Annotated in this window: 8 protein-coding genes and 1 pseudogene; 8 read left to right on the forward strand and 1 reads right to left on the reverse strand. The window is 62.3% G+C overall.

Going from position 1 to position 8,917, the window contains the following annotated elements:
* From J0I79_RS01140 to mgrA, 7 genes and pseudogenes are all read left to right on the forward strand, one after another.
* Nucleotides 1–517, forward strand: a pseudogene (locus J0I79_RS01140) (carbohydrate ABC transporter substrate-binding protein); the annotation flags it as partial.
* A gap of 83 nt (nucleotides 518–600) precedes the next feature.
* Entirely contained in the window at nucleotides 601–1,494 is an 894-nt protein-coding gene (locus tag J0I79_RS01145) for a sugar ABC transporter permease (protein WP_292854599.1), read from the forward strand.
* 19 nt (nucleotides 1,495–1,513) lie between these two features.
* Nucleotides 1,514–2,422 (forward strand): carbohydrate ABC transporter permease, encoded by a 909-nt coding sequence (locus J0I79_RS01150; protein WP_292854615.1) that lies wholly within the window; start codon nucleotides 1,514–1,516, stop codon nucleotides 2,420–2,422.
* A gap of 5 nt (nucleotides 2,423–2,427) precedes the next feature.
* Nucleotides 2,428–3,525 carry a sn-glycerol-3-phosphate ABC transporter ATP-binding protein UgpC gene (gene ugpC / locus J0I79_RS01155; RefSeq protein ID WP_292854618.1) on the forward strand — a complete coding sequence of 366 codons (1,098 nt, stop codon included), beginning with the start codon at nucleotides 2,428–2,430 and terminating at the stop codon, nucleotides 3,523–3,525.
* Nucleotides 3,526–3,590: 65 nt separating this feature from the next.
* Nucleotides 3,591–4,337, forward strand: coding sequence for a sugar phosphate isomerase/epimerase (locus J0I79_RS01160; protein ID WP_292854601.1), 747 nt, complete (start codon nucleotides 3,591–3,593; stop codon nucleotides 4,335–4,337).
* Between the two features lie 11 nt (nucleotides 4,338–4,348).
* On the forward strand, nucleotides 4,349–5,491 hold the full coding sequence (locus tag J0I79_RS01165; protein WP_292854604.1) for a Gfo/Idh/MocA family oxidoreductase: 1,143 nt from the start codon (nucleotides 4,349–4,351) through the stop codon (nucleotides 5,489–5,491).
* 125 nt (nucleotides 5,492–5,616) lie between these two features.
* Nucleotides 5,617–6,663: an L-glyceraldehyde 3-phosphate reductase gene (mgrA, locus tag J0I79_RS01170; protein WP_292854607.1), complete on the forward strand. Its 1,047-nt coding sequence runs from the start codon at nucleotides 5,617–5,619 to the stop codon at nucleotides 6,661–6,663.
* A gap of 71 nt (nucleotides 6,664–6,734) precedes the next feature.
* Here mgrA and J0I79_RS01175 read toward each other — a convergent pair whose 3' ends face one another.
* Nucleotides 6,735–7,832 carry a trypsin-like serine protease gene (locus J0I79_RS01175; protein WP_292854609.1) on the reverse strand — a complete coding sequence of 366 codons (1,098 nt, stop codon included), beginning with the start codon at nucleotides 7,830–7,832 and terminating at the stop codon, nucleotides 6,735–6,737.
* Nucleotides 7,833–8,229: 397 nt separating this feature from the next.
* On the opposite strand from J0I79_RS01175, the gene J0I79_RS01180 reads away from it, so the two are divergent.
* Nucleotides 8,230–8,917: trypsin-like serine protease (locus J0I79_RS01180; RefSeq protein WP_292854612.1), on the forward strand; the 688-nt coding region annotated here is incomplete at its 3' end.

Genomic DNA, 8,917 nt, shown 5'->3' on the forward strand with positions numbered 1-8,917 from the left:
CACCAATGTGCAGGACTGGAACCAGGCCACCAACATGGTCATCACCGGCAAGGCCGGCGGCCAGACCATGGGCGACTGGGCGCAGGGCGAGTTCCAGGTCGCGGGCAAGGTTGCCGGCAAGGATTATACCTGCCTTCCCGGCCTTGGCCTGAACGAGGTCATCGCCACGGGCGGCGACGCCTTCTACTTCCCGCTGCTCAAGGATGGCGAAAAGGCCAAGGCGCAGGAAGTGCTGGCCGAGACCTTGCTCGATCCCAAGACCCAGGTCGCCTTCAACCTGAAGAAGGGTTCGCTGCCGGTGCGCGGCGACGTCGACCTCAACGCGGCGAACGATTGCATGAAGAAGGGCCTCGCCATCCTAGCCAAGGGCGCCGTCATTCCGTGGACGGACCAATTGCTTTCGCAGGACAGCCAGAAGCAGAAGGAGGATCTGTTCTCCGAATTCTTCGCCAAGCCCGAGATGACGGTGGAGGAGGCGCAGAAGCGCTTCGCCGACATCATCGCTTCGGCCGATTGATCTCAGGCGCCCCCGCCTGCTCCCGGCCTTCCCTGCGAAGGTCGGGAGCGTGATGTCCTCATTGTCCCAGCCCGGTTGCCGAGATGAGCAAGAGCGAACGCCCCAACCAGATTTTCCGCAATCTCAATGCGAAGATCGCCTCGATCCCGATGGTGCTCACCGCACTTGTGGTCTTTGTCGGCGGCACCGCCTGGACGGTGCTCTACTCCTTCACCAATTCGAAGCTGCTGCCGCGGCTGAATTTCGTCGGCCTCGACCAGTATTACCGCCTGTGGGCGACGCCGCGCTGGCTGGTCTCGATCGAGAATCTGCTGATCTACGGCGTGCTGTCACTGATTTTCTCGCTGGTGATCGGTTTCCTGCTTGCCGCGCTGCTCGACCAGAAGATCCGCTTCGAGGACACGTTTCGCACCATCTTTCTCTATCCCTTCGCGCTTTCCTTCATTGTCACCGGACTGGTCTGGCAATGGCTGCTCAATCCGGACTTCGGCGTGCAGAGCGTGGTACGCGCCCTTGGCTGGACAGGCTTCAGCTTCGATCCGCTCTACAATTCCAGCATCGTCATCTACGGCATATTGATCGCCGCGCTCTGGCAGGGCACGGGGCTGATCATGTGCCTGATGCTGGCGGGCCTGCGCGGCATCGACGAGGACATCTGGAAAGCCGCGCGCGTCGACGGCATTCCGACCTGGAAGACCTACCTGTTCATCATCATCCCGATGATGCGGCCGGTCTTCATCACCACGCTGGTCATCATCGCGTCCGGTATCGTCAAGGTCTATGACCTCGTTGTCGCCCAGACCAGCGGCGGCCCTGGCATCGCTTCCGAAGTGCCGGCCAAATATGTCTATGACTACATGTTCTTCGCCCAGAATCTCGGCCAGGGCTTTGCCGCCTCGACCATGATGCTGCTCTCGGTGATGATCGTCATCGTGCCGTGGGCCTATCTCGAATTCGGAGGGCGCAAGCGTGGCTGATCATGCCGTTTCCGCCGCAATGCCTCAGAGCGTTGCCCGTGCCGACGCTTCGGGACCGAGCGGACCGAAGCCGCGGCACATGTTCTCGCGCCGCAACATCTTCCTCTATGGCACGCTCATCGTGGTGGCGCTCTATTACCTGCTGCCGCTCTATGTGATGGTCGTCACTTCGCTCAAGGGCATGCCGGAAATCCGCCTCGGCAACATCTTCTCGCCGCCGCTCGAGATCACCTTCGAGCCCTGGGTCAAGGCCTGGTCGCAGGCCTGCACCGGGCTGAATTGCGATGGGCTTTCACGCGGCTTCTGGAATTCGGTGCGCATCACCGTTCCTTCGGTGGTCCTGTCGATCGCCATCGCCTCGGTGAACGGCTATGCGCTGGCCAACTGGCGCTTCAAGGGCGCCGATACGTTCTTCGTCATCCTGATCGTCGGCGCCTTCATCCCTTATCAGGTGATGATCTATCCGATCGTCATCATCCTGCGCGAGATCGGGCTTTATGGCAGCCTCACGGGCCTGGTCATCGTGCATTCCATTTTCGGCATGCCGATCCTGACGCTGTTGTTCCGCAACTATTTCACCTCGATGCCGGAGGAACTGTTCCGGGCGGCGCGCGTCGACGGCGCCGGCTTCTGGGGCATCTATCTGCGCATCATGCTGCCGATGTCGCTGCCGATTTTCGTCGTCGCCGTCATTCTGCAGGTGACCGGCATCTGGAACGACTTCCTGTTCGGCGTCGTCTACACGCGGCCCGACACCTATCCGATGACGGTGCAGCTCAACAACATCGTCAACTCGGTGCAAGGCGTGAAGGAATACAACGTCAACATGGCCGCCACCATCCTGACCGGACTGGTGCCGCTGATCGTCTACTTCATCTCAGGCAAATTGTTCGTGCGCGGCATTGCCGCCGGCGCGGTGAAAGGGTGATGGCGATGGCGGCGAACGGCACCAGCGTTTCGATCCAGGACCTGTCGCTCAATTTCGGCGCGGTCTCGGTGCTGCAGACGCTCAATCTCGATGTCGCCGAAGGCGAATTCATCGTGCTGCTCGGCCCCTCCGGCTGCGGCAAGTCGACCTTGCTCAACTGCATCGCCGGGCTGCTCGATATCTCGAAGGGCCGCATCTTCATCAAAGGCAAGAACGTCACCTGGGAAGAGCCCAAGGACCGCGGCATCGGCATGGTGTTCCAGTCCTATGCGCTCTATCCGCAGATGACGGTGGAGAAGAACCTGTCCTTCGGACTGCGCGTCGCCGGCGTGCCCAAGGACGATATCGCCAAGCGCATCGCGCGCGCCGCCGAGATCCTGCAGATCGAGCCGCTTCTGCAACGCAAGCCGGCCGCGCTCTCCGGCGGCCAGCGCCAGCGCGTGGCCATCGGGCGGGCGCTGGTGCGCGACGTCGATGTCTTCCTGTTCGACGAACCGCTCTCCAACCTCGACGCCAAGCTGCGTTCGGAACTGCGCGTCGAGATCAAGCTTCTGCACCGCAAGCTGCAGAACACGATGATCTATGTCACGCATGACCAGATCGAGGCGATGACGCTGGCCGACCGCATCGCGGTGATGAAGGGCGGCGTCATCCAGCAGCTCGACGCGCCGCAGACCATCTACAACAGGCCGGTCAACCGCTTCGTTGCGGGGTTTCTCGGCTCGCCGGCGATGAACTTTATCGAAGGTCAGTTGGAAGGCGGCACCCCGCCGATGTTCAGGACCGGAAGCGTGTCCATACCGCTTGACCGCTATGCGTTCGACGGAGCCGGCAACAAGGGCGGCGCCTGTGTCTTCGGCATCCGGCCCGAGCATATAGCCTTCGGCGAGGCGGCGAACGCCATGCCCTTCGCAACCGATGCCGCCGTCGAGATCGTCGAGCCGATGGGTTCCGACACGCTGGTGTGGACCAAGCTCGGCGGCCATAATTTCTCGTTCCGCGTCGAGGCGGAAAAGACGCTGCGCAACGGCGATCCGATCCGGATCGGCTTTGACCCCGCGCGAGCCTCACTGTTCGATACCCAATCCGGCAACCGCATGTAGCTCTCGAAAACCATCCCCCAAGAACCATCCCCCCAAGATCATCCCAAGCAGAACGGACAGAGACGATGAACTGGTCATTCCAACTTTATAGCGCCCGCAATTTCCAGCCCTGGGAAGGCGTGCTCGCCACGCTCGGCAAGCTCGGCTACAAGGAAGTCGAGGGCTTCGGCGGCGTTTATGAGGATCCCAAGGCCTTCCGCGCCGAACTCGACAAGAACGGCCTGTCGATGCCGACCGGGCATTTCTCGATCGATGCGCTCGAGAACGATTTCGGCGGCGTGCGCAAAATCGCGGAAACGCTCGGCATCAAGCTTCTGATCTGCCCCTACCTGATGGCCGAGGACAGGCCGTCCGATGCCGCCGGCTGGCGCGGTTTCGGCGAGCGCCTGGCCAGGGTCGGCGAGACCGCCTCGAAGGCCGGCTACGGCTTTGCCTGGCACAATCATGATTTCGAGTTCAAGGCACTCGCGGACGGTTCGGTGCCGCAGGACCATATCCTGTCCTCGGCGCCCGACATCGGCTGGGAGATGGATGTCGCGTGGGTGATACGCGGCGGCGCCGATCCGCTGCCCTGGATCGAGAAGCACGGCAAGCGCATCGTCGCGGTGCATGTCAAGGACATGGCCAAGGCGGGCGAGGGGCTCGACGAAGACGGCTGGTCGGACGTCGGACACGGCACGATCGACTGGGCCGGCCTGATCAAGGTGCTGCGGGCAAAAAGCGCGGCGAAGTACTTCGTCATGGAGCAGGACAATCCCAACGACATCGAGCGCTTCGCGCGCCGCTCGATCGCAACCGTCAAGAACTACTAGGAACAACCACAATGGCAAAGAAGCTGGGTATTGGCGTCATCGGCTGCGGCAACATCTCGAAGGCGTATTTTTCGCTGGCGCCGCTGTTTCGCGGCATCGAGATGCGCGCCTGCGCCGACATCAACATGGACGCGGCCAGAGCGCGGGCGAAGGAGTTCAAGCTGCGCGCCGAGACGGTCGAGGACCTGCTCAAGGCCGATGACATCGACATCATCGTCAATCTGACCATTCCGGCCGTGCACTACGAGGTGTCGAAGCAAGTGCTCGACGCCGGCAAGCATGTCTATTCCGAAAAGCCGTTCGTGCTGTCGCTCAAGGAGGGCCAGGACCTCAAGGCGCGTGCGGAAAAGAAGGGGCTGCGCATCGGCTCGGCGCCCGACACTTTTCTCGGCGGTGCGCATCAGCTGGTGCGCGAGCTGATCGACGAGGGCAAGCTCGGCAAGATCACCAGCGGCACCTGCCACGTCATGGGCCACGGCATGGAGCATTGGCACCCCAATCCGGATTTCTTCTTCCAGCCGGGGGCCGGACCCGTGCTCGACATCGGGCCGTATTACATCACCAACCTGATCCAGCTGATCGGGCCGGTGAAACAGGTCGCGGCCTTCACGACCACCCCGGCCAAGGAACGCATCATCACCTCGAAGCCGCGCGCGGGCGAGAAAATCCCGGTCAACACGCCCACGACCATCCACGGCCTGCTGGAGTTCGAGAATGGCGCGGTGGTGACGCTGAACACCAGCTGGGATGTCTGGGCGCATGGCCATGCGCCGATGGAACTCTATGGCGAAGCGGGCACGGTGTTCGTGCCCGATCCGAACTTCTTCGGCGGCGACGTGCGCTTCACCGAAGAGGGCAAGCCGGTCAAGAAGCTGCCGAAATGGAAGCATCCGCTTGGCGTGCCCAATGAGATGCACGGCCATGGCATGATGGCCAATTACCGCACCGCGGGGCTGGCCGACATGGCGCTGGCCATCGTCGAAGGACGGCCGCACCGCTGTTCGATGGAACTGGCCCTGCACGCGGTCGATGTCATGACCGGCATCCTGCGTTCAGGCGAAACCGGCAAGTTCGTCGCCATGCAGACAACATGCGAGCGGCCGGCCGCCCTGGGCGTCAAGGAAGCCAAGGAATTGCTGGCCAAGAAGAAGTAGGATTATCGATAATTTTGCTTATCCCTCTCCCCGTTTCGCCGGGGAGAGGGTAAGGGTGGGGCGTTGGTCCGGTCGTCGCGTTCCGCGAATTGCCGCCAGTCTGTTTCAGATCCGAGGATTTCCCCATGCCCTATGTCGCCGCCGAAAACCGTTATGAGAAAATGATCTACAATCGCTGTGGGCGCTCCGGCCTCAAACTGCCGGCGATCTCGCTCGGGCTGTGGCACAATTTCGGCAACGACACACCGCACAGGACCAAGCAGGCGATCGTGCGCCGGGCCTTCGATCTCGGCATCACGCATTTCGACCTCGCCAACAATTACGGGCCGCCGCCCGGCTCGGCCGAGACCGCGTTCGGCGAAATCCTGCGCACGGACTTTGCCGCGTACCGCGACGAAATGATCATCTCGACCAAGGCGGGCTATGAGATGTGGGCCGGGCCCTATGGCGAATGGGGCGGGCGCAAATACATGCTGGCCAGTCTCGACCAGAGCCTGAAGCGGATGGGGCTCGACTATGTCGACATCTTCTATTCGCACCGCTTCGATCCGGAGACGCCGCTGGAAGAGACGATGGGGGCGCTCGACCATGCGGTGCGTTCGGGCAAGGCGTTTTATGCCGGCATCTCTTCCTACAATTCACAGCGCACCCGGGAAGCCGCCGATATCCTGAAGCAGCTCGGCACGCCGTGCGTCATCCACCAGCCGAGCTATTCGATGCTGAACCGCTGGGTCGAGGAAGACGGATTGCTCGACACGCTGGAAGGACTTGGCGTCGGCTCCATCGTGTTCTCGCCGCTGGCGCAAGGCATGCTGACCGACAAATATCTCGGCGGCATCCCTGAAGGCAGCCGCGCTTCCCAGGGCAAGTCGCTGAAGACGGCCTTCATCAACGACCACGCCGTCGCCAACATCAAGGCGCTCAACGCCATCGCCGGCAAGCGCGGCCAGACGCTGGCGCAGATGGCGCTGGCCTGGGTGCTGCGCAGGGGCAAGGTGACGTCGGCGCTGATCGGCGCTTCAAGGCCGGAGCAGGTCGAGGACTGCGTCGGCGCGCTCAAGGCGCTGGATTTCAGCGATGCCGAACTGGCCGAGATCGATACTTACGCGCGCGAATCCGACATCAATCTGTGGGCTGCTTCTGCTGAGCGCAAAGGTCCGTCAAGGAAGTAGGCCAGCAAGCCGGCAAACAAAAACGGCGGGAGATGTCCCGCCGTTTTCCTGTGAGGGCAGAAAGCCGCGTTTCAGGGCTTGGCCGGCCGCTGCGCGGTGCCGAGGCCGGGCTTGGGCTTCTCCGGCGCGGGAGCCGGCGTCTTCATCTTCGTTTCTATCCAGCCGGTGTAGTTGGCCAGCCGCGTATAGATGCCATAGGCATCCTTGTGGCCGCAGGCCGCACTGCCGTCGGCAGGGCCTTCGCCCCAACTGACGACACCCACCTGAACCGGGCCGTTGGCGCCGGTCATGAACAGCGGACCGCCGCTGTCGCCGTTACAGGCATCGCGCACGCCGCTGGTGGTGCCGGCGCAGATCATGTTCGATGTCAGCGGGTCGGTCATGTCGGCGGCGATCGCATTGGCGGCGGCATCGATGCCCTTCTCGGAATAGCGCATGCGATGGGACAGGTCGCCAAGTGCTTCCTTCAGATCATGCGCGTAGATCGCCTTGATGCCGCTGTTGCAGGCGCTGTTCGGCTGCAGGTCGAGATCGGCGACCATCAGCGTGGTCGGGAACGTGCCGTCCTGCATCTTGCCCCAACCGGTGACCGTGGTCTTGCCCGTGTCGGGCGTCTTGTCGTGAGTGAGCTTGATGGTCGGCGCATCCGCCGCGTCGGCGAGCCGGAGCAGGCCGAGGTCGTTGTCGAGCGTCTGCTCGCTGTAGCCTTCGTTGACGATGACCTCGGTGACCTTATGGCGCTTGCCTTCGCTGAGATCGGTGGCGCCGGTCAGCACCGTGACCGAATCCGGAGAGATGGGCTTGCCCTTGTCGTGGAGGCAGTGCGCCGCCGTCAGCACCCATTGCGGTGCGATCAGGCTGCCGCCGCAGAATTGCGCATTGGCCTGGGAGGCCGGGTTCTCGTCGAGCCTGGCTGAAGTAAGCAGCGCAACCTGGAACGGATAGGCCCCCTTTTCGGCCTGGTTGCCGCCATAGACGCGATCGGCGCCGTCCGGATTTTCCGCCGCCGCCTTGGCTCGGGCATCGTTGACCCGTTGCATCGGCGAGATCGCGGCTTCCGGCCTGACAGTGCTCTCGTCGGCCTGGCTGGTGTTGATTGAAGTAATGACGGCGGCGATGCCAAGCAGCGAAGCAGCAACGACCGGCCCGAACCGATTTGTGATGTGCACCCGAACCTCCTGAGACAATTCTCCCGCGCGGGATCGGCGTCGGGCATTGCGTAAGGAGATGAAGTCGGTTTCAGCGAACCGGATGCGCGCCGCCAGTCGGCGCGACCGGTCACAAAACCGAATCCCACTTTTGCTAACCGTGCCCGCGAGCAGAACCCGCACAAAATCCTATAGCCCCCCACGGGCTACGTGGAAGCGATTTGTCATTGCCAATCTTGGATTATTTTAGGCAGTATATAGCGGCAGAATTTTTTTGGCGGGGGCCTTGAAAATGACCGCCTAGAAGAACGCTCGGGGAGAAGGCCGGTGAGTAAACTCATTTTTCGGCGTCACCACGATCTCGACAATATTTCTGTATTTTGATCCAGTCCTTGCTGACTTTTGGGAGAGTCTCACCATGACAAAACTGACAAACACCATCCTTGCTTCCGCATTGCTTTCCACCGCAATGTGGGCAATCCCGGCTTTCGCCGCCGACCCTGGCTCCGCCAGTGCCGGCAATGGCGAAAGCATGCGGGACGTTACTTCGGGCGACTTCAAGCCCGGGCGGGCAAAGCCTATAGCGCCGCCGAAGCTTACCGACGAAGACAGCCGCGCCGCGCCGCTTACCGACGAGGCAACGGCGGTCAAATCCTATGGCATCATCGGGCGTTCCGCGGATGGCAAGGAAATCAAGATCGAGCCGAGCGAGGCGCTCCGGGAACTGATCATCAAGCAGTTGAACGCTCCGGCCGATGGGCCGGAAGGAACGCAGCGCAAGACGGAAGATCCGGACCTCGGCGAGGGCGAAGCCGGGCGCCAGGTCTTCGGCACCGACGATCGCGTGCAGGTCAAGAACACCAAGACCTACCCGTTCTCGGCCATCGGCTATCTCGAAGCCAAGTCGCCCAAGACCGGCAGCTATGGCAGCTGCTCGGCAACGCTGATCGGGCCGCGCACCGTGCTCACCGCGGCGCACTGCCTTTACAGCCATGAGGACAAGGACTGGCTGGCCGACTACCTGTTTGTGCCGGGCCTCAACGGCAGCACGGCCGACGATGCCCCGTTCGGCGCCTTCAGCTATGAAAGCGCCTATGTGCTGCAGG

It is taken from the genome of Mesorhizobium sp. (assembly GCF_017306585.1).
Taxonomy (GTDB): Bacteria; Pseudomonadota; Alphaproteobacteria; order Rhizobiales; family Rhizobiaceae; genus Mesorhizobium.